The following is a 24,571-nucleotide window of genomic DNA, read 5'->3' as shown; positions in this document are numbered from 1 at the left end:
GCGGGCAAAACGGTTGCGCGTCGGATACGGGGGAATTTATCAGGGTCTGCCGTGTAGGTCTCCCATGCTCGACTACGTGGGGCTGGAAGCCGATCTCGACCAGGAAGAGCGGATGATCCGCGACACGGGCCGGGAGTTCGTCGACGAGACGGTCGCTCCCGATATCGGGTCGCACTTCGAGAACGGCACCTTCCCCGAGGAGCTCATCACCGAGATGGGCGAACTGGGGTTCTACGCGCCGAATCTGGACGGATACGGCCTCCCCGGAGTCTCCGAGACCGCCTACGGACTCCTGATGCAGGAACTCGAAGCGGGCGACTCGGGCATTCGCTCGATGGCAAGCGTTCAGGGCGCGCTGGTGATGTACCCCATCCACGCCTTCGGCTCAGAGGAACAGAAGGAACGGTGGCTGCCCGATCTCGCGAGCGGCGAGACGGTCGGCTGTTTCGGGCTGACCGAACCCGAACACGGCTCGAACCCCGCGGGGATGGAAACCCGCGCGGAAAAGGACGATGGCGAGTACGTCCTCTCGGGCTCGAAGACCTGGATCACGAACTCGCCGATCGCCGACGTCGCCGTCGTCTGGGCGCGCGACACGTCGGCCGAGGGGTCGCCCGTGCGGGGCTTTCTGGTCGAGACGGACAAAGAGGGCGTGAGCACGAACGAGATCGACGAGAAGCTCTCGATGCGCGCCTCTGTCACCGGTGAGATCGGGCTGTCGAACGTCCGAGTACCTGAATCGGCGGTGCTACCGGGTGTCGAGGGGATGAAAGGCCCCCTCTCGTGTCTCACACAGGCCAGATACGGCATCACCTGGGGCGCGGTCGGTGCGGCGCGGGATTGTTTCGAGACGGCCCGCGACTACGCGACCGACCGCGAGCAGTTCGACAAGCCGATCGCGAGCTTCCAGCTCCAGCAGGGAAAACTCGCCGAGATGGCCACCGAGATCACGACCGCACAGCTGCTCTCCCATCGGCTGGCCGATCTCAAGGAACGTGGCGACCTCAGGCCACAGCAGGTCTCGATGGCGAAGTACAACAACGTCAGCATGGCGCGCGACCAGGCCCGCGTGGCCCGCGAGATGCTCGGCGGCAACGGGATCACCACCGACTACTCGCCGATGCGCCATCTCGCCAACATGGAGACCGTCTACACCTACGAGGGCACCCACGACATCCACGCGCTGATCCTCGGCCAGGATCTCACCGGGTTCTCGGCCTTCGAGTAGGGTCAACCGTTAAGGGCCACCCATCCATTTGCGGTCCATGACCCGACGCGTCCTGCTTGATACTGACACTGCCGGCGACGACACGCAGGCCGTCCTGCTCGCAGCGTTGGCCGAGTCGATCGACCTCGAAGCGCTGACGATCGTCGCTGGCAACGTCCCGTTCGAACACGAAGTCGAGAACGCGAAACACACCCTGGAACTCGCGGATGCTACCGACGACGTCCCGGTTTACGAAGGCGCTCGTACGCCGCTCGTCAAGGAGATCGAGCACGCGACCCACGTCCACGGCGAGGCCGGTCTTGGTGGCGATCTCATCGCCGATACGGAGATCCCTTCGGCCGACGGCTACGCCGTCGATACGATCGTCGAGACCCTCCGCGAGTCGCCGGGCGAGGTGACGCTCGTCTGTATCGGCCCGCTCACCAACGTCGCGCTCGCGCTCCGGCGTGAACCCGATCTCGACGAGCTCGCCGACGAGATCTGGGTGATGGGCGGGGCGGTCGGGACGTTCGGCAACGACACGCCCGCCGCCGAGTTCAACTTCTGGGTCGATCCAGACGCGGCGAAGGTCGTCCTGCGCGAGTGCGACGTCACGCTCGTCGACTGGGGGCTCTGCGTTCGCGACGGCACGTTCGACGCCGACACCCTCGCGCATCTCGACGACGGCGACACGCCCTACGCCGACTTCTTCGCCGAGATCTCGAAACGAGCGCGCGAGATGAATCGCGAGCGAACCGGTGAAGCGGTCGCGACCCAGCCCGACCTGCTCACCGCCGCCTGTATGCTCCACCCCGAACTCGTCACCGACGCCGAGGAATTGTACGTGGACGTCGACGAACGCGAGGGGATGACACGCGGTTACAGTCTCGTCGACGTCCATGGTATCACGGACGGCGAGCCCCGAACACGGGTCGTGCGCGAGATCGACGCCGACCTGTTCGAGCGCATCGCGAGCGACATGCTCCACCACGGCGATCCCGAGCGCTCACTCTGACGGAAAATCGTTCGTTCCGGACCAGCCCCGGTTAGCGCCGTATCGGCGCGTCGGCGCTCACGACCTTCCCCAACTGGTCGCGGTGATCGGCGACGAACCGGTAGACGTCCTCGCGGAGTCGCTCGTAGTCGGCGAACCCGTTCAGGAACGTGAACGGTTCGGTCGGGAGCTTCCCCATGCGCAGCAGGACTTCTTCGGTGGCCTTCCCGCAGGAGTAGACCGTCTCGTCGGCGATGAGATGGACGCAGTCCTCGTACTCGTCGGGCAGGCGGTGCTGCTCGTCGGGCGTGAGTTCGGAAAACCCGACTGGCTCGAAATCACCGTTCCTGATGGCCCAGTCGGCACACCACGTGCAGAACCCACAGTCGTCGTCGTAGACGAGTCGCGGCTGTTCGGGCATACTGCTCCTTGATGCCGGCGAGCGAAAAATACCGTCGGTTCGTCGGTTCAGTGTGTGCCTCGGAGATGGACGCCGTCGTCGTCGACGGTGTCGACCATCTCGTCGCGCAGCGCATAGGTGTCGTCGTCGGTGTCGCCGAAGCCGAGATTCGCCTTCACCTCGTCGGTAAGTCCAGGGTCGAGATCGACGTACGCCGTGTCGTTCTCGACGTCGGCGACGGTGCCGACCTCCTCGCCGTTGACGTCGTAGACGTCCGTTCCCGGGTCGATGTCGTTGGTGTCCATCATCGCGGATACAGAGAGGACGTGTGACGGGCTATCGTTTCTGCCGTCGAGTGCAAGGTCAGTCGTCGGCGACCTCGTCCCAGAAGTCGATATCGTCGTCCTCGTGGAAGAACCCCGAGAGTACGCGCTCGTCCTCGTCGCCACCGGGTGGCGTGCCGACGTAGACCCCGAGCGCGTCCGCATCGGGATAGCCGACGACGTCCGGTTCGTCCATCGTCGAGATCACGAGATATCGCACGGGCTCGTCGCCGTCGTTGACGACGCGATGGGCGTGCTCCGCACCGGTGGGGAGGGCGACGTACGTACCTGGCCTGAGATCCTCTTCCTCGTCGTCGAGGCGCAGCGTGGCGGTTCCCGAGAGCACGTACAGCGCCTCCTCGTTTCTGGTGTGGTAGTGGTAGGGCCACGCTCGCTCACCGGCCGGCAGTTCGTAGAGGCTACAACCGATATCGTCGCCGCCGGCGGCTGCTCCGAGCTGTTTCCGACGGAACCCGGTGTCGTCGGGGCCGATCGCGTTCCAGTCGACGTCGGATTCGTTGATGGGCATCGAGCGGGTCGTGGTGGCCGGCACTGATAGTCGCTGTCCCGATCCGCCACTCTCCTCTTCTCGTCTCTATTTACCTCCTTTCGTCTCCTCCTCTCGCCTTTCCTCCCTCTCGCTTCTTCCTCTCGTATATGCACCCGCGTATGCCCGGCCGAGAGGTTATGCAGCCGGTTGCCAGAGGGCAGGTATGCGACGTCGGGACGCACTCGTCACGCTCGCGGCGGTCACGACGACCGGCTGTCTCGGCGGCGTGCGCTCGACGCTCGGTCTCGACGAGGAGGAGCCGCCGAAACCCGTTCCACCCACCAAACCGCTCGGCCAGTACGACTGCCCGAAGTTCCAGAACTTCGACTTCGATGCGGTGAAACGCACGATCTGCTATCGGGAAGACGACGACGGGCCGAAGGCGATCAACTACACTACCTCGAAACGCGAGGCGCATCCGCCGCCCGATCTCGTCGAGTTCACGATCGAGCGCGTCGGCTCCGGGGCGGCCTTCTACGTGATCTCGGGCGGTCTCGTGACTCGGCTCACCGACGAGGGCTGGCGGCTCGTCGCACCCACGAACGGGTCGAGCGCCGACGAGGCCAACCCGGTCGCGCTCCGTTCGGGCGAGTCGTACACCTGGACGGTCGGGATCGGTGGGGAGAGTCCCGACGAATCGCCCGGTGACGGCCCGCTCCGCCTCGGCGACGTCGGCCCCGGTATCTACGCGTTCCGGGCGCGCGGGCGGCTCGACGACGGCATCACCGATCCACAGGACATCGACGTGGCTCACGCGATGCTGTTCGCGGTGCGAAAACCGGGATCATCGTGAAAATCAGCGGTCCGAGCGGTCGATGTCGAGCTCGTCCTGCAAGCCGGCGAGGGCGTCGTCGTCGGCGAGTTCGCTCAGGCGTTCGCGGAGGTGTTCGCGGCAGAGGCCGACCTTCAGGGCGTCCTTCTCGACGGCGACGTCTGCCTCGCGGTCGCAGTAGTGACACTGCATCAGCCGGGGTTGGTGGCGACGGGCATTGAACCCTCCGCTATCCCGACCGCGCGCCGTCCTTTGCTTGCGATAGCCGGCTCACGGTCGCGGCACATCCTCGGGGAGCGACGCGGCCAGCCGTTCGCGGAACGCGTCGTACTCGTCTCTATCGAGTCCGGCCCGGCCCAGAACGTCGTCGTGGGCGTCGCTGCCGCCGGTTTCGAGCAGTCCGTGCCGTTCGATCGCGCGCGTGACGGGCGCGATGTCGACCGGTCGGTCGTAGTCGTAGTAGCGCTCGACGGCGTCGACGTGATCGGACGCCGCGAGCGCGAGTGCGGCCGCTGGATCGCCGTAGCGAAGCGGGTGCGCGAGTGAGACCACACCACAGGCGTCGGCGAGCAGCGCCGCACCGCGCTCGAACGTCGGGAGATCGCGCGCGACGAAACAGGGGCAGTCGTTGCCGATGACCTCCGCGAACGCGCCCTCGTAGTCGTAGTCGGCGTCGCTGCGGGCGATGGCACGGGCGATGTGTGGGCGACCGATCCCCTCGGTCGGTTCGAGCGCGAGATCGCAGTCGAGGCGCTCCTCGACGCGGTCGATGATCGCCCGGCCGCGCTCGATGCGATCGTTCTGGAGCCGATCGAGCTCGGTGCGGAGCTCCGCGGTCGGGGTCACGCCGTAGCCCAGCAGGTCGACCTGGCCGCTCTCGGTCTCGACGCGGAGTTCGATGCCGTGGATCGCCGTCGTGCCATCGAGGTCGTCGATCGGCGTTTCCAGCTCCGGATGGAGGCGTTCGTGGTCGGTGATGGCGACCACGCCGACGTCGGCCGTCCGGGCCGCATCGGGGACGTCGGCGAGCGCCATCCGGCCGTCCGAGTTCGTCGTGTGGACGTGGAGGTCGGCAACCGGCATTGGCCGATGGAGACGGGCCGCGAATAAGTCCGTTCTGGGCGACCCCACTCCTAGATGACCTACTAGGTCTCGGGGAGAATCTCCAGACAACGTTTATGAAGGTTCGACTATCCTGTTCTATCATGCAGTTCATGACGGACGTCGACGAGCGGCTCGATGCGCACAGCTACCCGGTCACGACGGACGAACTCATCACGGCCTACGGCGACCTCGAAATCTCGTTGCCGAGCGGCTCCGAGACCTTCGGCGACGCGCTCTCCCGGGTGGAGCCGATGACCTTCGAGTCCGCCGAGGAAGCGCGGCTCACCACCTACAGCGCGGTCGGCGAGGGGGCGATCGGTCGCAAGAACTACTCCGATCGCGACCCGACGGCGCTCGGCGTCGAGGGCCACGAGCCGGTCTCGCTGTGAGGCGTGCGGTTGCGCGTCGTTACGGATCGATGCCGGCCGCAGCGAGATCGAGCGGCTCTTCTCCATCGCAATAGCCCGCGATGGAGCCGTCCGGCCGTGCGCGGAAGACGACCGCCGGACGGTAGCCGACGCCCGACCGTTCGCCCGTGAGGGCGGCCCATTCGTCGTCGCGAAAGGAGCTACAGTCGACGAACAGCACCGTCTCGGGATGGGCGGCGAGCTGGCCGTCGGTTTTCGAGAGCGCCGTCTCGCGGGCGGCCGCCGCCGGCGTGTCGGCGGCACGGCCGGTCGGGCGGCTCGGTCGCGTGACTTCGACGAGCGTGCTCTCGCCATCTCTCGTCGCCCGGAAGTCGAGCGCGTAGCCCGAGTCCAGTTCGATCTCCGGACGGACGGCGTAACCGGCGTCGGTGAGCAGTTTCGCGGCGTTGAACTCGGCCATCGTCGCGCTCATGCGGGTTCGATCGAGGCGTTCGCTGGTGCCGAGTTTCGCGGCCATCGTGTAGCGGTAGTCGTCGAGCACACCCGTCGAGAGGAACCGTTCGTAGAAGCCGAGCGCCGCGTCGCGGTCGGCGTCGGGAAAGCCCGCGGCGTGATCGGCGAAGAAGGTGCGCGTGCTTTCGCGGCCGTCCTTCGAGAAGAACACCGGGAGGAAGAACCACGAGAGGTGTTCGTACCGGGCGAGCCACGGGTCCTGCAGCTCCAGTTCGGCGAGCAGTTCGCGCTGTGCCCAGCGCGAAACCGGGTAGGGAACTTCCGTGAAATCGTACTTCTCGGTGCGCCAGAGCGCTTCCGGGGTCTGGGTGTTGCCGAGCCAGAAGGCGTCGTCGTCCCAGACGAAGAGCGCGCGGTCGCCGTTGTCCATTTCGAGTCGGCGACCGGTGTAACCATGCGGCGGTTTGAACCAGGGGGTGGTGAGCTGCGCACCGATCGACGCGTTGAGCGGTTCGTAGAGGTCACGACGGAGACGTGCGCGATCCCACTGGTCGTGGGAACGACGGAAACGGAGCGGTCCGGCCACGACAGTTCGAGGTGGGCCGGGCGTTTACCCGTGTCGATCGTGGCGGTCGGTGCCGATCTGTCGGGATCCTCACCACCGATACATTCATGGTTGTGAGTGAACAACGACACAGTGTATCACTATGTCAATGGGTACCTATGACGCGGCCGAACACCAGCGCCGCGAGGAGAAAGCCAGCGCGGTCGATGCGAGTAGCGACGACGAGCGCAGCGACTACGAGGGAACCGTCGAGTACGACGTCGCGGATGCCGATACCGAGGACCTCCTCGCACAGTTTCGCGAGATCAAATCGCAGTAGCGCCCGCATCGCCCTCCCCGCTTCGCCACAACAACCACAGCGAGACGCTCGTCACAACGATCACCGCCGAGACGTGTGCGAGCAACACGGCACGGAGGACGGGGTAGTCGAGCACGAACGGCACGAGCAGGAGCTGGACGAGGCCGAACGCGATCGTCTCGACGTCGGCCCGCAGTAACGTTCGTGCGGTCTCGTCGTCGAAGACGTACCGGTAGGAGCGCCAGACGGCCGTCACCGTCGCCCACCAGCCCGTACCGATGCGATAGCAGACGTCCCAGAGCACCATGAGCAGGAAGTAGACGACCAGGACCGGTGGGTTCGGCCCGAGAAGCCGATCGAGAAACGGCGCGCGGCCGCTCGCGGGATTCGGCACGAACAGATAGGTGAGCATCGCGCAGAAAGCCAGTACCGCCAACACGACCTCCATGTTCGAGCCGAACAGCAGTCGGCGATAGGCTCCCGGCATCTCGACGCTGCGGATACGCCGGGCGACGCGGACCATCTCGATCGAGCCGATGCCGGCGACGAAGACGGCGGCGCTCCCCGCGAGCGCGACGTTCCAGAGGTCGTAGTACCAGGCGAGCACGATCACGCCCACCTCGAAGACGCCGAGCTGGATCGTGAGCGCGAGCGTCGTCGAGACCTCGATGCCGGGGAGCGCGCCGACGATACTCTCGTAGGTCCACGTCTCGCCGAACTCGGGGCCGCTCATCAGTCCGCCCGCGCGCGTTCGGCGGGGCGTTCGGGCGCGGGCTCGGCTGCGACGCCGAGCGCCCGCTCGACGGCCGTCTCGAACTCCGTGCGCTCGATCGGCAGCAGCTCCTCGATACGTGTGTCGGTGACGACGACGCGGTTTTTCAGCCCCAAAATCAGCGGGTGAGCGACCGATTTCGGGACGCTGGTGACGAGATCGACCCAGTAGGCCGAGAGCTGCGGCGAGAGCACCGGCACCGGGACGATGTGGAGCGATCGTCCCGCGACCGTGGCCGTGCGCCGGAGCAGCTGCTGGTAGCTGAGCACCTCCGGGCCGCCGATCTCGTAGGTGTCGTCAGCCGTCTCGGGGATGTCGAGAACGCCGACGAGGTAGCTCACGACGTCGGCGATGGCGATCGGCTGGCACTCGGTACGGACCCAGGTCGGCGTGACCATCACGGGCAGGCGGTGGACGAGCTGTTCGACCATCGCGAAACTCGACGAGCCGTCGCCGATGATGATCGCCGCCCGGAGCGTCGTGAGATCGAACGACCCCTTCTCGAGGATCGCCTCGACCTCGCGGCGCGACTGGAGGTGTTTCGAGAGCCGCTCGCGCGTCTCGCCGAGCCCGCCGAGATAGATCACCCGGGAGACGCCGGCCCCGCTCGCCGCGCGCTGGAAGTTGTGCGCTGCCTTCCGATCGCGCGCGGCGAAGTCGGTGCCCGAACCCATCGAGTGGATGAGGTAGTAGGCCGCTTCGATCCCGTCGAGAGCGCCCTCGAAGCTCCCCGCATCGAGGATGTCGCCCTCGCGGACGTCCTCGGCCGGCCCGTCGTAGCCGTCGGCATCGCGGGTGAGCACGACCACCTCGTGATCCGCCGCGAGGAGTGCGGGCACGAGCCGACTGCCGACGAAACCCGTCGCACCGGTGACCAGAACGCGCATGTGGGCGCGAGGAGCGGACGGGCCATAAGTTCACGCTCGACGGTAGCGACCGATCCAGAAACACCTCGATTTAACATCGGTTGCGGTGGCGCGCGGGAGCGCACCGAAGGTGCGCGACTCGCGCGAGGGATGAGCGAGCAAAGTGAGCGAAGCGAACGCAGCGAGCGAATCGGTTGGGGAGGTATGTGGGCTGTCCGGGACGGGTGCGGTCTCTCATTGTCGTCAGCAGTCGTGCTGTGCGGGCGGTCACGATAACCGATCAGATCATCGAATCCGGTCTCCTCAAACCATCATCGTTGAGAAAGTGCTATCCGCGCTCGCACCCGATCGCAATCATGGCCACCGAGCCGTGTGACGGCTGTGGGCGGTCGGTGCAGATCGCCGGCGGCGTCGCCAACCTCTGGACGTTCGGCGGCGACGAGAGCGGCGGCCTCACGCTCGAGTTTACCGACGACTCGGAGCATTTCCTCTGTTACGACTGTATCGATCGACTTCCGGACAATCCACGGGCTGACGATGTCGCGGCGCTCGACGAGCAGGCATAGCGCGACTCCGTGACGGCCGGTCCGTCTGCGTCGCTCCGACGATGCGCATCGCTCGGAGGATTTACGTGCCGCACAGTAGTTCCGTTCGTGTGGACCCCGCGCGCCTCACCGCCGAGTTTCCCGCTCCCTCCTATCGCGGCAACCAGCAGCGAGCGCTTGGGAAGATCGGTGAGGCGCTCGAATCGGACAACGACGTCGTGCTCGTGCGCGCGCCCACAGGGTCGGGGAAATCGCTGCTCGCCCGTGCCATCGCCGGCTGTGCGCGCCAGCCCGACGAGGCCGATCCCCAGGACGCCATCGGCGCGTACTACACCACCCCGCAGGTCTCCCAGCTCGACGACGTCGCCGCCGACCCGCTCCTCTCGGATCTGCAGGTCATCCGTGGCAAGCGCAACTACAGCTGTCTCCTGCCCGGCGAGACCGACACCCCCGTCGATCGCGCGCCGTGCGCCCGCGAGAGCGGCTTCGACTGCTCGATCCGCCATCGCTGTCCGTACTTCTCCGATCGCGCTATCGCCTCGAACCGCTCGATCGCGGCGATGACGCTCGCCTACTTCATGCAGACCGCCGGCTCCGAGTCCTTCGGCCAGCGCGACGTCGTCGTGATCGACGAGGCCCACGGGCTCGCCGAGTGGGCCGAGATGTACGCGACGATCGATCTCCACCCGTCGACGGTCCCGGTCTGGGACGAGGTTACCATCCCCGAGATCGACGGTCCCGAGGCGGCTGCACGGTTCGCCGACCGACTCGTCGACGTCTGCACGCGCCGGAAAGACACTCTCGTGGGGGCCGACGAGCTCTCGATCGCCGAAGTCACCGAGCGCGATCGCCTGCAGGAGCTCATCTCCAATCTGAAGTGGTTCGTCTCGGACTACCGCGATCCGGCGAGCGCGAGCACGTGGGTCGTTGACAGCGCGGGCGAGGGAAGCCCAGTGACGATCAAGCCGCTCGCGCCGGAGCGATATCTCACCCACACCGTCTGGGAGCGCGGCAACACGTTCGCCCTGCTGTCGGCGACGATCCTCGACAAAGAAGGGTTCTGTCGTGGCGTGGGTCTCGATCCCGACAGGACTGCGCTGGTGGACATCTCCCACACGTTTCCGGTCGAGAACCGTCCGCTGTACGACGTGACCCAGGGGAAGATGACCTACGAGCACCGCGACGACACGATCCCGGAAGTCGCCCGGCTGCTCGTTCGACTGCTGGCGAAACACGACGACGAGAAGGGGATCGTCCACGCCCACTCCTACGCGATCGCCGAGCGCCTCGCCGACCGACTTCGGGAGTTCGGGGCCGATGGGCGCATCAGAACGCACGACAGCGACGACAGAGACGCACAGCTGAGTTCGTGGCTCGCGACGGACGATCCCGAACTGTTCGTCTCGGTGAAGATGGAGGAGGCGCTCGATCTGGCCGGCGACCGCGCGCGCTGGCAGGTGCTCTGCAAGGCTCCGTATCCGAACACGCGCGATTCGCGCGTCGCCCGCCGGCTCGAAGAGGGCCAGTGGGGCTGGTACTACCGCACGGCACTCAAGACCGTCATCCAGGCCTGTGGCCGCGTCGTGCGCTCGCCCGACGATTTCGGGCGGACGTATCTCGCCGATTCGAGTCTGCTCGATCTGTTCGGGCGCTCGCGCGGTGCGATGCCCGACTGGTTCGCCGCCCAGGTCGATCGGATAAGCAGTCCACAGCTACCGGCGTTCGATCCGGATGCGGCGAGTGCCGGCAGCGCCGATTCCAGCGGCGGTGGCGATTCACATCGATCGGGACGACAGAGCGGCCGATCGAACCCGGACGACCACCCGCTCGCGGATGTCTGGGGCACAGACTGAAGCCGAAGGAATTCGCGCCGTGAGCCGGTCGTTCATCCGACTCCGATTGACCGATGGTAGCGTGCTTCGATACGAGGATCGTCCGAAACGTTCATCGCTATCTCGCATGGACGACAGTGTATGTCATCCTCGGCATCGTCTCTCTGGTCACGCTATCGCTCGATACCGATCGTCTACCGCATCGGTACGGGGTTCGTTCTCGGCTCGCTGGCGGGGCTGATCGGCGGCCAGCCGCTGACGGCGCTCCAGCCGATCGGCGATCTGTTCGTCCGACTGCTCAAGATGATCATCGTCCCGATCGTCTTCTTCACGCTGTTGATGGGCGCACGGCGGCTCACACCGTCGACGCTCGGACGGATCGGTGGCGTCACGGTTCTGTGCTACGTCGTGACGACCGCGATCGCGATCGTCATCGGGCTCGCCATCGGCAACCTCGTCGATCCCGGCGTCGGCCTCGACGTCGTCAGCACGGACGTTCAGACGAAACAGGCTCCGAACATCGGCGAAGTCCTGCTGGGAATCGTGCCGACGAACCCGCTCGGCGCGATGGCCGAGGGCGACATCCTGCCGGTGATCTTCTTCACGCTCGTCTTCGGTATCGCGCTCGCACTTCTCCAGGAGGAGTTCGACGCCGACACCGCCGTCCACCGCGGCGTCGAGACGATCTTCGACGTCGTCGAGGCGGGTGCAGAGGCGATGTTCAAGATCGTTTGGGGCGTCATGGAGTTCGGCATCGTCGGCGTGTTCGCGCTGATGGCCGCCACCTTCGGCACGGCGGGCGTCGACGCCATCGTGCCGTACGCGAAACTCATCGGCGCGCTCGCGCTCGCCGTCGGCGTCCACATCGGACTCACCTATCTCCTCGTGATCCAGCGCGGCATCCTCGGTGAGTCGCCGATCACGTTCCTCCGCGGGGCGCGCGAGGCGATGGTGACGGCGCTCAGTATTCGCTCGTCGAGCGGAACATTACCAGTAACGATGAGCAACGCCGACGAGAACTTCGGCATCGACGAGGAGATCTACAGCTTTTCGCTGCCGCTGGGAGCGACGATCAACATGGACGGCACTGCGATGTATCAGGGTGTGGCCGCCATCTTCGCGGCGAACCTGGTCGGTCAGGCGCTCACGCTCGGCGAACAGTTCACCGTCGTCGTCACCGCACTGCTCGCGAGCATCGGGACGGCGGGCGTGCCGGGCAGTGGGCTCATCATGCTGACGCTCGTGCTCACGCAGTTGGGACTCCCGCTGGAGGTGGTCGGGATGGTCGCCGGCGTTGACCCGCTACTCGATCGCCTCCGGACGATGAACAACGTCACCGGTGATCTGGCGGTGACGACGCTCGTCGCACACGTCTACAACGGCATCGACCGCACCGCGAGCGTCTGGTCGGGCAGTAGCGAGCCGGCCGGTACGCCACAGGACGACTGAATGAAGAGTGGGGAGTGAGGATCGCAGGCGGCGACCCGATCAGTACGGGATGAGCGAGAAATCCCCCGGAACGAGGAAGCCGAGCACGAGGAAGAGCGTGCCGGCGATCGCCGCACAGATGAGCGCGTAGGGGATCTGTGTTTTGACGTGGACCATGTGGTCCGCACCGCTGGTCGACGAGGATAATACTGTGGTATCGGAGATCGGCGAGCAGTGATCGCCGAAGATCCCGCCCGAGAGCACCGCGCCGAGGGCGAGCGGGAGGTTCGCGCCGGTGGTGAACGCCACGGGGATGACGATCGGGAACATGATGCCGTAGGTTGCCCACGAACTCCCGTCGGAGAAACTGACGAACGCCGTCACGGCGAAGACGAGCACCGGGATGAGTCCCACGGGAACGCCCTGGAACCAGTCGGTGACGAACGAGGAGATGCCGAGCGTCGAGACGGTGTTCTGGATGGTGATCGCGAGCGTGAGGATCGCGGCCGCGAGGAAGATGCCCTTGAATCCGTTGACCATCGCGTCGGTCGCGTCGGCGTTCGAGGGGATGTCTCCCCGGGCTCTGAACAGGACGAAGCCGACGAGCAGCCCCATCATCGACGCGAGTCCGAGCCGGATCTCGCCGATGTTGAGCGACCACGGGCCGCCCGCGGGGACGAGCAGCTCGGAGCCGAACGCCGAGAGAACGGACGTCATCCGTGGCGCGTTCAGCACGGGCGAGGAGCGCCAGAACATCGCCAGCAGGCCGATGCCGACGATGGTGAGCACGGGGATGGCGAAGTTGCGCCAGTCGGGGGTCGCGCCCTCGTACATCTCGTAGTTCGCCATCTCGTCGGAGACCAGCGGATCGTCGTCGGGCCCCACGACGCCACCGCCGTTGCGGGCGCGCTCTTCCTCCTCGCCCATCTCGAAGATGTTTGGAATGACCTGCCAGGCGACCAGCGCGGCGACGACGAGCGCGACCCACGAGTAGAAGGCGAACCCGAGCGTGTTGAAAAACAGCGGCCAGACGGCATCCGTGGCCGCCTGGAGGCCGTCGCCGGTCTGTGTGACGTAGCCCGACATCCCGGCGGGGAGGACGTTCTGTTTCGCAGCGGCGGTGATGCCGGCCCCGATGAACCCGACGAGCGCGACGCCCCAGGTCGAGTAGAAGGCGAGGCGGGCGGCCGGGCTGCCGGCGCTATCGACGTAGTAGGCGAGCTTCGCCCGCGAGACGTCGTGTTCGTCGGTCAGCGGGCGCATCATCGAGCCCACCACCAAACAGTTGAAGTAATCGTCGATGTGGATGATGACTCCTGCGAGGAAGGAGGCCTTCTCGGCGTCGGCCGGCGACTCGACGCGGCTGGCGAGCGCCTCCAGCACGCCGCGGATCGCCCCGGCGCGGATCATCAGCCCCATCAGGCCACCAATCGCGAAGAGGGCGAGCAGCACGTTCTTCACGTACCAGGGATCGGCGAACAGCGGCGACGTGGCGACGAGTTCGGGGATCACCGTGATGCCGAGTAGGCCGCCGAGGAGCGTTCCCAATGGGCCGTCGAGCCCGGGCGGCACACCGACGACTTCGGGGCGAAAGAGTCCGTAAACGACCGCACCGCCGGCGATCCCGACGAACAGGCCGATGAGCGCGTCCCGGACGTACCACGCCAGCGAGATAGCCAGCAGCGCCGGCACCAGCGCCCACGGGCCGGCCGCGATGGGTTCGAGCGGCATGCCCCCACCTTCAGGGACGGGGTACAAAAGAGCGTCCGGTCGAACTGCTCAGACGAGCGAGACCACGTACGTGAACGACGAGCCGACCATCATGAGGACGAACAGGATGGCGAACAGCTGCTGGCGGTTCATGGGTCGACTAGTGGCCCGGGCGATTAGTCGGTTTCGGCCGCCGGCAGCACGTGCAGCCCTGCACGACTCTTGAGCACCGGGACGGTGTCGGCGTCGGGATCGAGATACGACGGTCGCGGGATCGTCTCCGCCGCGTAGGTCTCCGGGTCCAACACCTGGACGGCCCGCTCGTCCTCGACGGCGACGAGCGTCGTCTCCTCGGCGTCCGCACGCCGGCCGAGACGCGTCGCTTCGGGCGCGATCCCGTCCTCGAAGGCAGCCTCGTAGTGGTCGCCCGTCGTCACGCGGACGCCCTTCAGATTGCCGCGGACGCTCTCGACCAACACCGGTCCGTCGTCGTCGACGTCGATGACGTCGCCCGGCGTGAACTCCGGCAGATGGACGGCGTAGGTGACGCGATAGACCTCGTCACCGTCCTCGTCCTCGGTGACGAGCGTCGCCGATTCGTCCATCTCGCCGCCGAACCGACGGACGATGCGTTCGGCGACGCCCTGACCGAGTTTGGTCGCCGAGAGCTTGACGTTCGCGCCGTCGCTCGTCTCGTCGATCTCGGTGATGAACGCGTCGCGATCGCCGTCGGCCTCGCGCTCGGCAACGTAGTCGGTGACGATATCGAGCGCGCGCTGGGTCTCCTGGTCGGTCGGCGTGCGCCCGCGCGCTCGGATCTGGACAGTGCTCGCGTAGTAGTCGCCGGCGATGCGCCCGCAGCGCGTGCAGGTGCCCCGTGAGATCTTGACGGGCACCGTCACGTCCTCCTCGACCGACTCGCCGCGGACGATCGCCGAGAGATAGCAGTGCATCCGGACGGTGTTTTCGTCGACCTGTTCCGGATCGACCTGCCAGGAGAACTCGTCGGCGGCGACGTGGACGCTGATGGCCTCGGTGACTTCGTCGATCGCGATCTCGGTGTAGTCGCGCGCGCCGACGTCGACCCAGCGGTTGCCGCGCCTGACGGCCCCGCAGGTCGCACAGACGAGCACCTCGATGCGGTCGGGCGCGTCCACGAGTTCGAACTCGTCGAAGTAGCAACTCGCACAGAGCGGCGTCCGTTCGCCGTTCTCGCGCTCGATCTCGACGGGATCGCCACAGCGAGGACAGAACTGGCGTGAGTGGCTCATTGGCCGTCGTAGCGCCTCGCGGCGGTTAAGCGCCGTGTCACGCGCCCGTTTCGTCGTTTTTCGTGACCACGTGAGCCCCGGCCACCGCCGCGATTCCCGGTCGAGAACGACGGAATCTTATGAATCGAGCGCTTACTTCTAGTTCATGGAATGGAAGACTGATTGGGGTCTTCGGGCCCGAATGGGACTGACGATGGTCCTGTTGCTCGCGCTGTACGCCGTCTTCCTCGGCGTGCTCGCGTACTCCGACATCGGGCTCGTCGGGACCGTGGGTATCATGGCGCTGTTCATGGGTGGACAGTTCTTCTTCAGCGACAAGCTCGCCCTCCGGAGCATGGGTGCCCACGAGGTCTCCGAACAGGAGTATCCCGAACTCCACGCCACGATCGGCCGGCTCGCCCAACAGGCCGACCTCCCCAAACCCACCATTGCGGTCTCGGACACGCGAACGCCGAATGCGTTCGCGACCGGGCGCTCGCCGTCGAACGCAACCGTCTGCGTCACGACGGGGATCATGAACACGCTCGACCGCGAGGAGCTGGAGGGCGTGCTGGCCCACGAACTCTCACACGTCAAAAACCGCGACGTGATGGTGATGACGATCGCGACGTTCCTCTCGACGCTCGCGTTCATGATCGTCCGCTGGGGCTGGCTGTTCAGCGGTAATCGCGATGAGGGCGGCGCGCCCGTGATGGTCGCCATCCTCGTCTCGATGGTCGTCGGCGTGGTGTCGTTCCTGCTCGTTCGCGTGCTCTCGCGCTACCGGGAGTTCGCCGCCGACAGGGGTGGTGCGATCATCACTGGCAAGCCAGCGGCGCTCGCCTCCGCGCTGATGAAGATCGACGGTCGGATGGACAAGGTGCCGTCCGACGACATGCGCCAGCAGGCCGACATGAACGCGTTCTTCATCATCCCGGTCAGCGCCGGCGCGCTCGGCAAACTGCTCTCGACGCATCCCTCGACCGAGAACCGCATTGAGCGCCTCCGCGACATGGAGCGCGACCTCGAAACCGCCTGAACGCCCACTTTTTTACTGCGGAGGGTCGCCTTCGGCGACCCCCGCTTGCAAAAACCTGGACTAAAAACTCCCACTCGCTCGGCCTTCGGCCTCGCTCGTGGTGAACCGTACTCACTCCGTTCGCACGGATACTGTTTCTCTACCACTTCCCCGCAGCCGCCCACATACCTCCCCAACCGATTCGCTCACTCCGTTCGCTCATCCCTCGCACGCCGATCCGCGCTCGGTGCTCACTTCGTTCGCACACGAGCGCGAGCGCGCGCCGACCGCTCCGCACTGGGGTTCGTCGTATTACTTCGACTTTCGCTCTTGCCGAATCTAGTGAAACACGTTGAGGGCGAAGCAGTCAACGAGGCCGTGTAGCGGTGCTCCGACGAGGTTCAACGTCCGTACGAACCCGTAGGTTCGGACGGACTGCTCCAATCCTGGTTTGGAGAGACCGCGGAATTTCTCCAGCCACGGCTGGATCAGCGACCAGAGGCATTCGACTTGATTTGTGTGGACGCCTTCGTCTGAGACGTACTTATCGTCGTGAACAACGGTTCGATGCTCGTGATTCATCTGCTGATACGCGGGAAGTTCGTCGGTCCAGATCTCTCCCAGCGGCTGGGAGAGATCGCCTGCTTCCTCGATCACTGGCCCGAGATTCTCGTCGTATTTTGATCCTTCTTCGGCTGAGATTACCCGAAGCACGTCGCGGCTCGCCGCGACGAGCGTGAGTTTGTCGCCCGGTGCTCCCTCCCAGCGTGATCGGCCCGGTTCCCCAGAACCGCCGCGGGAGAGACCGTCCCGCGGCGGCGATTGACCTTTGTAGCCCGAACACTTCGAGCCGGTTTCATCGATCTGTGTTGGTCCCTCAACGGTGTGCTGGATGCGCTCCCAGACGAGGGGAAAGCCGCGTTCGAACGCGGCTTCCCCATCGCGGAGTTGCGTATGGATCGTGTCGTAGCAGGAATCGAATAGTTGGGCGATCTGGTTGATGCTGAGCAAGGTATCAGCGTAGAGAATGAAGATGAGAAGGAGTTCACCGGGTGTAAGACCGGTGTTTGCGAACGGCGTGTTTCGGGTGTATGTGAAGCTATAGCGGCAGTTACGACACCAGACTCGAGGACTGCCGTCCCGAGTCTGGAGAGCTGTTTCCCCACACTCGGGACAGGGAGCCTGCTCCCACGCACGCTTGCAGCGCCGCTCGACGATGGCGTCGAGCGGCTCGGGGCGGAACACTATTGCTTGGCGCTCAACAACTTCCTGGAGCATCCCGCCGAAAGCTGTCCGTTGGAGCACATCCACTAGCATACGGCGGGATGCTGTAGTTCCTCCGCGACTGTTTCACCAGACTCGGCAAGAGCGTCGACTTTTACCACTGGCGCACGGATCGTGGGCATGGGACTTCTCGACGGATTGCGATCGGCGCTCGGGATGAGCGCGGAGGCCGACGCGACGCGCGATGCGGACCCCGAGGACCTCTTCGGGATGAGCACGGCCCACCTCACGATGGAGGCCGATCTCGGCTTCGAGCCGGCGGATGTGGCCGCGCTCTGCTTTTCGGGCGTCGACAGCACGGATTTCGCCGACACGGTCGAGGAGGTGGAGGCCATCCTAGAGGCGGGCGAAGTCGAGACAGGGACCGAAGCCCGATTCGTCGACGACTCGCACGGCTACGAGTGGGTCGTGCTCGAAGACTCGGACTTCGAGGATCTCGTGACGAGTGTGCACTTCGCCGCCGACACGCTCATCGAGCGCGGCTACGGCTCGCGGCTGCTCGCGGCACTGTTCGGCTTCGAGAAGAGCGGGCCCGTCTACTGGGTCTACTCGTTCCGCCGGGGGGCGTACTACCCGTTCGCGCCGCGCCCGGGCAACGAGCGCGAGTCGTCCGTGGAGTTCAAACTCGAATCCGTCCTCGACGGCGAGCTCGACGTGGAGGGTGACAAGGAGTACTGGTATCCGCTCTGGCCCGACACCGGAACTCACCCCTGGGAGTGAGCGACACACTCCTCGCTTCACTTTCGCCGAGCTGTTAACGAGGCTTTATCACCGAAGCCGCACAACCCGGTCGTATGGCAGCAACCGAAGATCTAGAGAGCCTGCCGGGCGTCGGTCCCGCGACCGCGGACAAGCTCACCGAATCGGGGTTCGACTCCTATCAGGGCATCGCGGTGGCGAGCCCGGGCGAGCTCTCGAACACGGCGGACATCGGCGAGAGCACGGCCGCCGACATCATCAATGCCGCGCGTGACGCAGCAGATATCGGCGGGTTCGAGACGGGTGCCAACGTGCTCGAACGCCGTAACGAGATCGGCAAGCTCTCGTGGCAGGTCGACGAGGTCGACGACCTGCTCGGCGGCGGCGTCGAAACCCAGTCGATCACCGAAGTCTACGGCGAGTTCGGCGCGGGCAAATCCCAGGTAACTCACCAGCTCTCGGTCAACGTCCAACTTCCACAGGAGTACGGCGGCCTGGAGGGCAGCGCCATCTTCATCGACAGTGAGGATACCTTCAGACCGGAACGGATCGACCAGATGGTGCGCGGGCTCCCCGACGACGCGCTCGCCGCCGCGATGGACCAGCGCGAGATCGAGGGCAGTCCCGAAAGCGACGAGGCGATGGACGAACTCATCGACGCGATCCTGGACAACATCCACGTCGCCAAGGCGTTCAACTCGAACCACCAGATCCTCCTCGCGCAGAAGGCCCAGGACATCGCGAGCGAACACGAGGACTCCGAGTGGCCCGTCCGACTGGTCTGTATCGACTCCCTCACTGCCCACTTCCGTGCCGAGTACGTCGGTCGTGGCGAGCTCGCCCAGCGCCAGCAGAAACTCAACAAACATCTCCACGACATCGACAAGGTCGGCAACCTCTTCAACGCCGCCACGGTCGTCACCAATCAGGTCGCCTCGAACCCTGACTCCTACTTCGGCGATCCGACCCAGCCGATTGGCGGCAACATCCTCGGCCACAAGTCGACCTTCCGGATGTATCTCCGCAAATCCAAGGGCACGAAACGCATCGTCCGTCTCGTGGATGCCCCGAACCTCGCTGACGGCGAAGCCGTGATGCGCGTCGAGGAAGAGGGACTGAAGCCCGAATAGCACGAACCTTTTTACTTCGGGGGTTCGCGCGCTCGCTTCGCTCCCGCGCTCAACCCCTCGCAAAAACGTTCATGAAAAACATCCGCTCGTTCGCTTCGCTCACTCGCGGTGAACCGTACTCACATTCGTTCGCGCGGATGCTGACACTCCCGCCCGCTTCCGTAACCACGACCACCACAGCACCGCCGAAGCCCTCGGCGCGCTCCGCGCGCCTCGCCCTTCATCCACCAGGAACCGCCACCGTCACCGCGGCAGCCGCCGACCACATTCGCTAAGTGTGGCCGAACCGAACGTGGACACATGGAGCACCGCGAACTCGGTGATTCGGGGGTCAAGGTATCGACGATCGGCTTCGGCGCGTGGGTCGTCGGCACCGATTGGTGGGGCGACCGCGGCGAGCAGGAGAGCATCGATCTGGTCCGTCACGCGCTCGATCAGGGTGTCACCTTCTTCGACACGGGCGACGTCTACGGCCACGGGCGCAGCGAGGAACTCATCGGCGAGGCGCTCGCCGAGCACCGCGACGAAATCACCATCGCCAGCAAGGTGGGCTACGATTTCTACAACAATCCACAGGCCGGCCATGGCGAGATCCCGAAAGAGATGACGCCGGAGTACATTCACGAGGCGGTCGACAAGAGCCTCGACAGGCTCGACATGGACCGCCTCGATCTGCTTCACCTCCACAACGCGGACGTCGACGAGGTGGACGAGGACGTTCTGGAGGCCATCGACGAACTGCGCGAGTCGGGGAAAGTCGACGCGGTCGGTTGGGCGCTCGGCCCCTCGATCGGCTGGCTCGCCGAGGGCGACGCGGCGATCGCCAACGAGTTCGACGCCGTTCAAGTGGTGTTCAACGTCTTCGAGCAGACCCCAGGGACTCATTTCATGGAGACCATCGACGATCTCGACGCGTCGACGAGCATCCTCGCGCGCGTCCCGCACTCGTCCGGACTCTTGAACGAGCAGGTCAGACCTGAGACTGAACTCGGCGAGGGCGACCACCGTGGGTTCCGACCCGACGAATGGTACGACACCGGTTGGGAGAAAGTCGAGAAACTGCGCTTCCTCGAACGCGACGGCGAGCGGACGATGGGACAGGCTTCTATCCAGTGGCTGCTCGCCCACGACGAGGTCGCCTCGGTCACGCCGACCTTCCGGATGACCGACGACGTCGACGAGTGGGCCGCCGCACCCGACACGCCCGCGCTCTCGGACGAGGAACTCGACCGCGTCGCCGATCTCCACGCCCGCGACTACGACATCGAGCGCGACGACGGGATGGCCGGGTTCCGCTCGTCGGTCGATGGATCCGATCTCGAAGCTGTCGGCGCGACGTACGCCGGCGACTGAACTCGCATTTTCTCTCGGCTGCTGCGGCAGCCCGTTGCGGTTGTGGTGGTGCGGTTTGTGGTCCTGGTGGATGAAGGGTGAAGCTCTTCCGGAGAGATGCGAGGGCTTCTGCAGTGCTGCGCCGTGCGGTTGCAGAAGTGGTGCGAAAAATGTCGTGTCCGTGCGAACGGAGTGAGCGCGGTTCACCGCTCGCGTGGTTTGCGAGCGGGTGTTTTTAGTCCAGGTTTTTGCAAGTGAGGGTCGCCTCCGGCGACCCTCCGCAGTAAAAAAGTGGGTTTTAGAGCCCTTCGAGCGAGCGGAGCTTCTGCTCGACCTTCGGCGGGACGGCGCTCGGGCCGTCGCGCACGCGGTGGTCGGGAATGAGGATCGGGATGGGGTTCTCGTCGAGGGCGGTGCGGACGCGGTCGCGGTCGTCGTCCGCGTCGAGCGTGGGGATGCGCCGTGCGAGCTGTTCGACAGTGGTCTGGTCGCCGTAGGCGAGTTCTCGGACGGCGTCGAGCACCGCGCGCTGGTCGGTCGGAACGGTGAGTGCGAGCTCGATGTCGTCGAACTCGTCGGGTGCACCAGCCAGATACTCGAACAGTCTGTCGAGCAGCGGGTGGTCGGGGTCGGCATCGGCCGCGAGGCTCGCCGGAAAACTCACCGAGAGCACGCGATCGCCGGCGATGCCGATCTGCACGCAGCGGTCGAGGTAGTCGGATTCGCGCGCGTAGATGCCGGCTGCCTCGCTCATACCAAATATAGCCCCGTGTCGACCTTCAACATTCTGTCCGCGAGCGGTGCGTGACGCAAGCCTTATGTACAAAACAGTGCCTTGATGTACAACAATGAACGCCAGCGAGGGGGTCGCTCCCGCGATCGAGTCGATATTGGCCGCCGCCGACGAGCGCGGCGGTGGTGACCGGCGGTTGTCGGTCGCTGCACGATCGCTGCCGGCGGCGCTCGCAGCGGCCGAGGAGGACGGTCGAGTGCCGATCATCGGCGAGGTCAAGCCCACGAGCCCGACGACCGACGGCCGGCGCGACGACGATCCGGTCGAACTCGCCGAGGCGCTGGTCGACGGCGGTGCGGCGGCACTCTCTGTCCTCACCGAACCCGACCATTTCGGCGGGTCGCCCGACGCTCTCCGACGGGTGCGCGAGCGTGTCTCGGTGCCCGTTCTCCGAAAAGACTTCATCCGTCGTGAAGATCAATTGGACATCGTCGAGGCCGACGCCGTGCTCCTGATCGCACGGTTCGTCGACGATCTCTCGGGACTCGTCACAGCAGCGCGCGAGCGCGGGTTCCAGCCGCTCGTCGAGGTCCACACCCGAGGGGAGCTCGACGACGCGCTCGCGGCCGGGGCGGAGATCGTGGGCATCAACAACCGCGATCTCGCCCGTTTGGAGGTAAGTCTCTCGACCTTCGAGGAGCTCGCGCCCCACGCACCCGCGGACGTGACGCTCGTCGCCGAGAGCGGTATCGCCAGCGAGGAAGACGCCGCGCGGATGCGCCGTGCCGGGTCCGACGGGCTGCTTGTCGGCAGCGCGCTCATGGACGGCGACGTCGCGGCGAACACCCGGCGGCTCGTGGGGGCGGAGCGATGAGCGAGACCGACGCGGGCGAGGAGACATCGGGAAAATTCGGCGAGTACGGCGGCCAATACGTGCCCGAAGCGCTGATGCCCGCGATTTCGGAACTCGACGACGCCTACCGACGCTACGTGCTCGACAACGAGGACGGGTTCATGGACGAGTTCCGGACGCGACTACGGGAGTTCGGCGGGCGACCGACGCCGCTCCAGCACGCCGAGACGCTGAGCTCGCGATACGGGTTCGACGTCTACCTCAAGCGAGAGGACCTCCTGCACGGGGGTGCGCACAAACTGAACAACGCGCTCGGACAGGTGCTGCTGGCGAAGTACATGGGCAAGGAGCGCATCATCGCCGAGACCGGTGCGGGCCAGCACGGAACGGCGACCGCGATGGCCGCCGCCCACCTCGACATGGACTGTGAAGTGTTCATGGGCGAGCGCGACATCAACCGCCAGCGCCCGAACGTCTTCCGCATGCGGCTGAACGGGGCGGAGCTCAACCCGGTGAGCACGGGCAGCGGTACACTCAAAGAGGCCACCAACGAGGCGATGCGCGAGTGGGCGACCACGGTCGAGGACACCCACTACGTCATCGGCTCGGTCGTCGGGCCGCACCCGTTCCCGACGATGGTCCGGGGCTTCCAGTCCGTCATCGGTACGGAGGCGAAACGCCAGATGGAAGAGAAAATAGGGGCTCTCCCGGACAGCGTCCTCGCATGTGCCGGCGGCGGCTCGAACACGATGGGCGCGTTCGACGCGTTCGTTGAGGACGATACCGTCTCGCTGGTCGCCGTCGAGGCCGGCGGCAGTAGTTTGAAAATCGACGAAGAGGAGGATCTCGCACCCAACTCGGCCTCGCTATCGATTGGCGAGGAGGGCGTCCTCCACGGCGCGCGCACGAAACTCCTCCAGAACTCGGACGGCCAGATTCTCGAATCACACAGCGTGAGCGCGGGCCTCGACTACGCGGGGGTCGGCCCGGAACTCGCCGATCTCGTCGATAGTGACCGTGTGCGAGCGGTCTCGGTCGGCGACGACGCCGCGCTCTCCGCGTTCCATCGCCTGTCCCGACTGGAGGGAATCATCCCGGCGCTCGAAACCTCCCATGCGCTCGCGTATCTCGAAGAAATCGAAAGCCCCGGCGAGCACATCGTAGTCAACGTCTCGGGCCGGGGCGACAAGGACCTCGAAAGCGTTATCGAGGAGACCGAAAAGCGCGACATCGAGAGCGCGCCCACGATGGAGGTCTTCGAATGAGTGCGATCCGTGCAGCCTTCGAGGACACCGACGCGGCGCTCGTGCCCTACATCACCGCCGGCGACCCGGACCCCGACGCGACCGCCGCACAGGTGCGTGCGCTCGCCGACGGCGGCGCGGACGTCATCGAACTCGGTCTACCCTTCTCGGAGCCGATTGCCGACGGTCCCACCATCCAGAACGCGATCCAGCGCGCGCTTGACGCCGGCATGACGCCCGACCGCTTTTTCGACCTCGTGGCGAGTCTCGACGTCGACGTCCCCCTCGTCTGCATGACCTACTACAACCTCATCTACCAGTACGGACAGGAGAGGGGCGTCGAGCCGTTTGTCGAGGCTGCCGCCGAGGCGGGCCTCGCGGGACTCATCGTGCCCGACCTCCCCGTCGAGGAAAGCGACACGCTGAAATCGGCCTGCGATTTCCACGATATCGATCTGGTCTTCATCGTCGCGCCGACGACGCGCGGCGAGCGTTTGGAGCGAGTGCTGGAGCGGGTTTCGGGGTTCGTCTACGTCCAGGCTCGCCTCGGGACGACCGGTGCGCGCGCGGACGTAAGCGATCAGACTCATGACTCGCTCGCGCGACTTGCGGAGGCCGACGTCCCGCGTGCCGTCGGCTTCGGTGTTTCGAACGGCGAGCACGCTCGTGAGATCGTCGCCGCCGGCGCGGAGGGCGTCGTCGCCGGCAGCGTCTTCGTCGATATCATCGCCCAGGAGGGGACCGATGCTGCCGACGAACTGGAAGCGACGGCGCGCGAACTGAAGGAGGGCGCGGTGGCGGGGGTCGCGCCGCGACCGGAACGAACATAACCACCGTGGCA

At 65.7% G+C, this 24,571-nt stretch carries 27 protein-coding genes; 15 read left to right on the top strand and 12 right to left on the bottom strand.

Features of this window, described 5'->3' with window-relative positions:
- Positions 1-64: 64 nt before the first annotated feature.
- Together NO363_RS11440 and NO363_RS11435 are read left to right on the top strand one after the other, a co-directional pair.
- On the top strand, positions 65-1,228 hold the full coding sequence (locus NO363_RS11440; RefSeq protein WP_256685211.1) for an acyl-CoA dehydrogenase family protein: 1,164 nt from the start codon (positions 65-67) through the stop codon (positions 1,226-1,228).
- Between the two features lie 37 nt (positions 1,229-1,265).
- Positions 1,266-2,222, top strand: coding sequence for a nucleoside hydrolase (locus NO363_RS11435; RefSeq protein WP_256685209.1), 957 nt, complete (start codon positions 1,266-1,268; stop codon positions 2,220-2,222).
- 31 nt (positions 2,223-2,253) lie between these two features.
- Here the strand turns inward: NO363_RS11435 and NO363_RS11430 are convergent, their stop codons facing one another.
- Genes NO363_RS11430 through NO363_RS11420 form a run of 3 tightly spaced genes read right to left on the bottom strand, consistent with a single transcriptional unit; the run spans position 2,254 to position 3,453 of the window.
- Entirely contained in the window at positions 2,254-2,622 is a 369-nt protein-coding gene (locus NO363_RS11430; RefSeq protein WP_256685207.1) for a DCC1-like thiol-disulfide oxidoreductase family protein, read from the bottom strand.
- Positions 2,623-2,669: 47 nt separating this feature from the next.
- The gene (locus NO363_RS11425; RefSeq protein ID WP_370525558.1) at positions 2,670-2,906 is read right to left on the bottom strand and encodes a DUF8593 domain-containing protein; all 237 of its coding nucleotides are present in this window, start codon (positions 2,904-2,906) and stop codon (positions 2,670-2,672) included.
- 58 nt (positions 2,907-2,964) lie between these two features.
- Positions 2,965-3,453: a cupin domain-containing protein gene (locus NO363_RS11420; protein ID WP_256685203.1), complete on the bottom strand. Its 489-nt coding sequence runs from the start codon at positions 3,451-3,453 to the stop codon at positions 2,965-2,967.
- A gap of 184 nt (positions 3,454-3,637) precedes the next feature.
- Between NO363_RS11420 and NO363_RS11415 the strand changes: the two genes are divergently transcribed.
- Entirely contained in the window at positions 3,638-4,267 is a 630-nt protein-coding gene (locus NO363_RS11415; RefSeq protein WP_256685202.1) for a hypothetical protein, read from the top strand.
- A 3-nt stretch (positions 4,268-4,270) separates the two neighbouring features.
- Here the strand turns inward: NO363_RS11415 and NO363_RS11410 are convergent, their stop codons facing one another.
- Together NO363_RS11410 and NO363_RS11405 are read right to left on the bottom strand one after the other, a co-directional pair.
- Complete coding sequence (locus tag NO363_RS11410; RefSeq protein WP_004054369.1) at positions 4,271-4,438, bottom strand: DUF6757 family protein; 168 nt, start codon at positions 4,436-4,438, stop codon at positions 4,271-4,273.
- Between the two features lie 78 nt (positions 4,439-4,516).
- Positions 4,517-5,329, bottom strand: a complete 813-nt coding sequence (locus NO363_RS11405) for a PHP domain-containing protein (RefSeq protein ID WP_256685201.1) — start codon at positions 5,327-5,329, stop codon at positions 4,517-4,519.
- 122 nt (positions 5,330-5,451) lie between these two features.
- On the opposite strand from NO363_RS11405, the gene NO363_RS11400 reads away from it, so the two are divergent.
- The gene (locus NO363_RS11400; RefSeq protein ID WP_256685200.1) at positions 5,452-5,739 is read left to right on the top strand and encodes a DUF5789 family protein; all 288 of its coding nucleotides are present in this window, start codon (positions 5,452-5,454) and stop codon (positions 5,737-5,739) included.
- Between the two features lie 19 nt (positions 5,740-5,758).
- Here NO363_RS11400 and NO363_RS11395 read toward each other — a convergent pair whose 3' ends face one another.
- On the bottom strand, positions 5,759-6,757 hold the full coding sequence (locus NO363_RS11395) for a DUF5784 family protein (RefSeq protein WP_256685199.1): 999 nt from the start codon (positions 6,755-6,757) through the stop codon (positions 5,759-5,761).
- A 127-nt stretch (positions 6,758-6,884) separates the two neighbouring features.
- Here NO363_RS11395 and NO363_RS11390 point away from each other — a divergent pair, with 127 nt between their 5' ends.
- Positions 6,885-7,055 (top strand): DUF5786 family protein, encoded by a 171-nt coding sequence (locus NO363_RS11390; RefSeq protein ID WP_370525557.1) that lies wholly within the window; start codon positions 6,885-6,887, stop codon positions 7,053-7,055.
- On the opposite strand, the gene NO363_RS11385 is transcribed toward NO363_RS11390, so the two are convergent.
- Entirely contained in the window at positions 7,042-7,767 is a 726-nt protein-coding gene (locus tag NO363_RS11385; protein ID WP_256685197.1) for a DUF7530 family protein, read from the bottom strand. The genes NO363_RS11390 and NO363_RS11385 overlap by 14 nt on opposite strands.
- Positions 7,767-8,693 (bottom strand): NAD(P)H-binding protein, encoded by a 927-nt coding sequence (locus tag NO363_RS11380; RefSeq protein ID WP_256685196.1) that lies wholly within the window; start codon positions 8,691-8,693, stop codon positions 7,767-7,769. Before NO363_RS11380 ends, NO363_RS11385 begins: the two co-directional genes overlap by 1 nt.
- A 335-nt stretch (positions 8,694-9,028) precedes the next feature.
- Here NO363_RS11380 and NO363_RS11375 point away from each other — a divergent pair, with 335 nt between their 5' ends.
- The 3 genes from NO363_RS11375 to NO363_RS11365 all read left to right on the top strand — a co-directional run bounded on the left by NO363_RS11375 (position 9,029) and on the right by NO363_RS11365 (position 12,498).
- Positions 9,029-9,238 carry a DUF7561 family protein gene (locus NO363_RS11375; protein ID WP_256685194.1) on the top strand — a complete coding sequence of 70 codons (210 nt, stop codon included), beginning with the start codon at positions 9,029-9,031 and terminating at the stop codon, positions 9,236-9,238.
- Positions 9,239-9,327: 89 nt separating this feature from the next.
- On the top strand, positions 9,328-11,070 hold the full coding sequence (locus tag NO363_RS11370) for an ATP-dependent DNA helicase (RefSeq protein ID WP_256685193.1): 1,743 nt from the start codon (positions 9,328-9,330) through the stop codon (positions 11,068-11,070).
- A 120-nt stretch (positions 11,071-11,190) separates the two neighbouring features.
- Entirely contained in the window at positions 11,191-12,498 is a 1,308-nt protein-coding gene (locus NO363_RS11365) for a dicarboxylate/amino acid:cation symporter (RefSeq protein ID WP_256685191.1), read from the top strand.
- A 39-nt stretch (positions 12,499-12,537) separates the two neighbouring features.
- Here NO363_RS11365 and NO363_RS11360 read toward each other — a convergent pair whose 3' ends face one another.
- Together NO363_RS11360 and NO363_RS11355 are read right to left on the bottom strand one after the other, a co-directional pair.
- The gene (locus NO363_RS11360; RefSeq protein ID WP_256685189.1) at positions 12,538-14,208 is read right to left on the bottom strand and encodes a Na+/H+ antiporter NhaC family protein; all 1,671 of its coding nucleotides are present in this window, start codon (positions 14,206-14,208) and stop codon (positions 12,538-12,540) included.
- 155 nt (positions 14,209-14,363) lie between these two features.
- Positions 14,364-15,458: a 60S ribosomal export protein NMD3 gene (locus tag NO363_RS11355; protein ID WP_256685187.1), complete on the bottom strand. Its 1,095-nt coding sequence runs from the start codon at positions 15,456-15,458 to the stop codon at positions 14,364-14,366.
- A gap of 145 nt (positions 15,459-15,603) precedes the next feature.
- On the opposite strand from NO363_RS11355, the gene htpX reads away from it, so the two are divergent.
- Complete coding sequence (htpX, locus tag NO363_RS11350; protein WP_256685185.1) at positions 15,604-16,476, top strand: zinc metalloprotease HtpX; 873 nt, start codon at positions 15,604-15,606, stop codon at positions 16,474-16,476.
- A 318-nt stretch (positions 16,477-16,794) separates the two neighbouring features.
- Here htpX and NO363_RS11345 read toward each other — a convergent pair whose 3' ends face one another.
- On the bottom strand, positions 16,795-17,772 hold the full coding sequence (locus NO363_RS11345) for an IS1595 family transposase (RefSeq protein WP_256685183.1): 978 nt from the start codon (positions 17,770-17,772) through the stop codon (positions 16,795-16,797).
- An 87-nt stretch (positions 17,773-17,859) separates the two neighbouring features.
- Here NO363_RS11345 and pspAB point away from each other — a divergent pair, with 87 nt between their 5' ends.
- The 3 genes from pspAB (at position 17,860) to NO363_RS11330 (ending at position 20,921) form a co-directional block, all read left to right on the top strand.
- Positions 17,860-18,459, top strand: coding sequence for a PspA-associated protein PspAB (pspAB, locus tag NO363_RS11340; protein WP_256685181.1), 600 nt, complete (start codon positions 17,860-17,862; stop codon positions 18,457-18,459).
- Positions 18,460-18,533: 74 nt separating this feature from the next.
- Positions 18,534-19,568, top strand: coding sequence for a DNA repair and recombination protein RadA (radA, locus tag NO363_RS11335; protein WP_256685179.1), 1,035 nt, complete (start codon positions 18,534-18,536; stop codon positions 19,566-19,568).
- A gap of 300 nt (positions 19,569-19,868) precedes the next feature.
- Positions 19,869-20,921: an aldo/keto reductase gene (locus tag NO363_RS11330; protein ID WP_256685177.1), complete on the top strand. Its 1,053-nt coding sequence runs from the start codon at positions 19,869-19,871 to the stop codon at positions 20,919-20,921.
- A 277-nt stretch (positions 20,922-21,198) separates the two neighbouring features.
- Here the strand turns inward: NO363_RS11330 and NO363_RS11325 are convergent, their stop codons facing one another.
- Positions 21,199-21,654, bottom strand: coding sequence for an MGMT family protein (locus NO363_RS11325; RefSeq protein ID WP_256685175.1), 456 nt, complete (start codon positions 21,652-21,654; stop codon positions 21,199-21,201).
- 94 nt (positions 21,655-21,748) lie between these two features.
- Between NO363_RS11325 and trpC the strand changes: the two genes are divergently transcribed.
- Genes trpC through trpA form a run of 3 tightly spaced genes read left to right on the top strand, consistent with a single transcriptional unit; the run spans position 21,749 to position 24,560 of the window.
- Complete coding sequence (trpC, locus tag NO363_RS11320) at positions 21,749-22,507, top strand: indole-3-glycerol phosphate synthase (RefSeq protein ID WP_256685173.1); 759 nt, start codon at positions 21,749-21,751, stop codon at positions 22,505-22,507.
- On the top strand, positions 22,504-23,751 hold the full coding sequence (trpB, locus tag NO363_RS11315) for a tryptophan synthase subunit beta (RefSeq protein ID WP_256685171.1): 1,248 nt from the start codon (positions 22,504-22,506) through the stop codon (positions 23,749-23,751). The genes trpC and trpB overlap by 4 nt, the downstream gene beginning before the upstream one ends.
- Complete coding sequence (trpA, locus tag NO363_RS11310; RefSeq protein WP_256685169.1) at positions 23,748-24,560, top strand: tryptophan synthase subunit alpha; 813 nt, start codon at positions 23,748-23,750, stop codon at positions 24,558-24,560. Before trpB ends, trpA begins: the two co-directional genes overlap by 4 nt.
- The last annotated feature ends 11 nt before the right edge of the window (positions 24,561-24,571 follow it).

The organism is Halococcus qingdaonensis (assembly GCF_024508235.1).
GTDB lineage: Archaea > Halobacteriota > Halobacteria > Halobacteriales > Halococcaceae > Halococcus > Halococcus qingdaonensis.
This window is presented reverse-complemented; position numbering and strand designations above follow the sequence as displayed.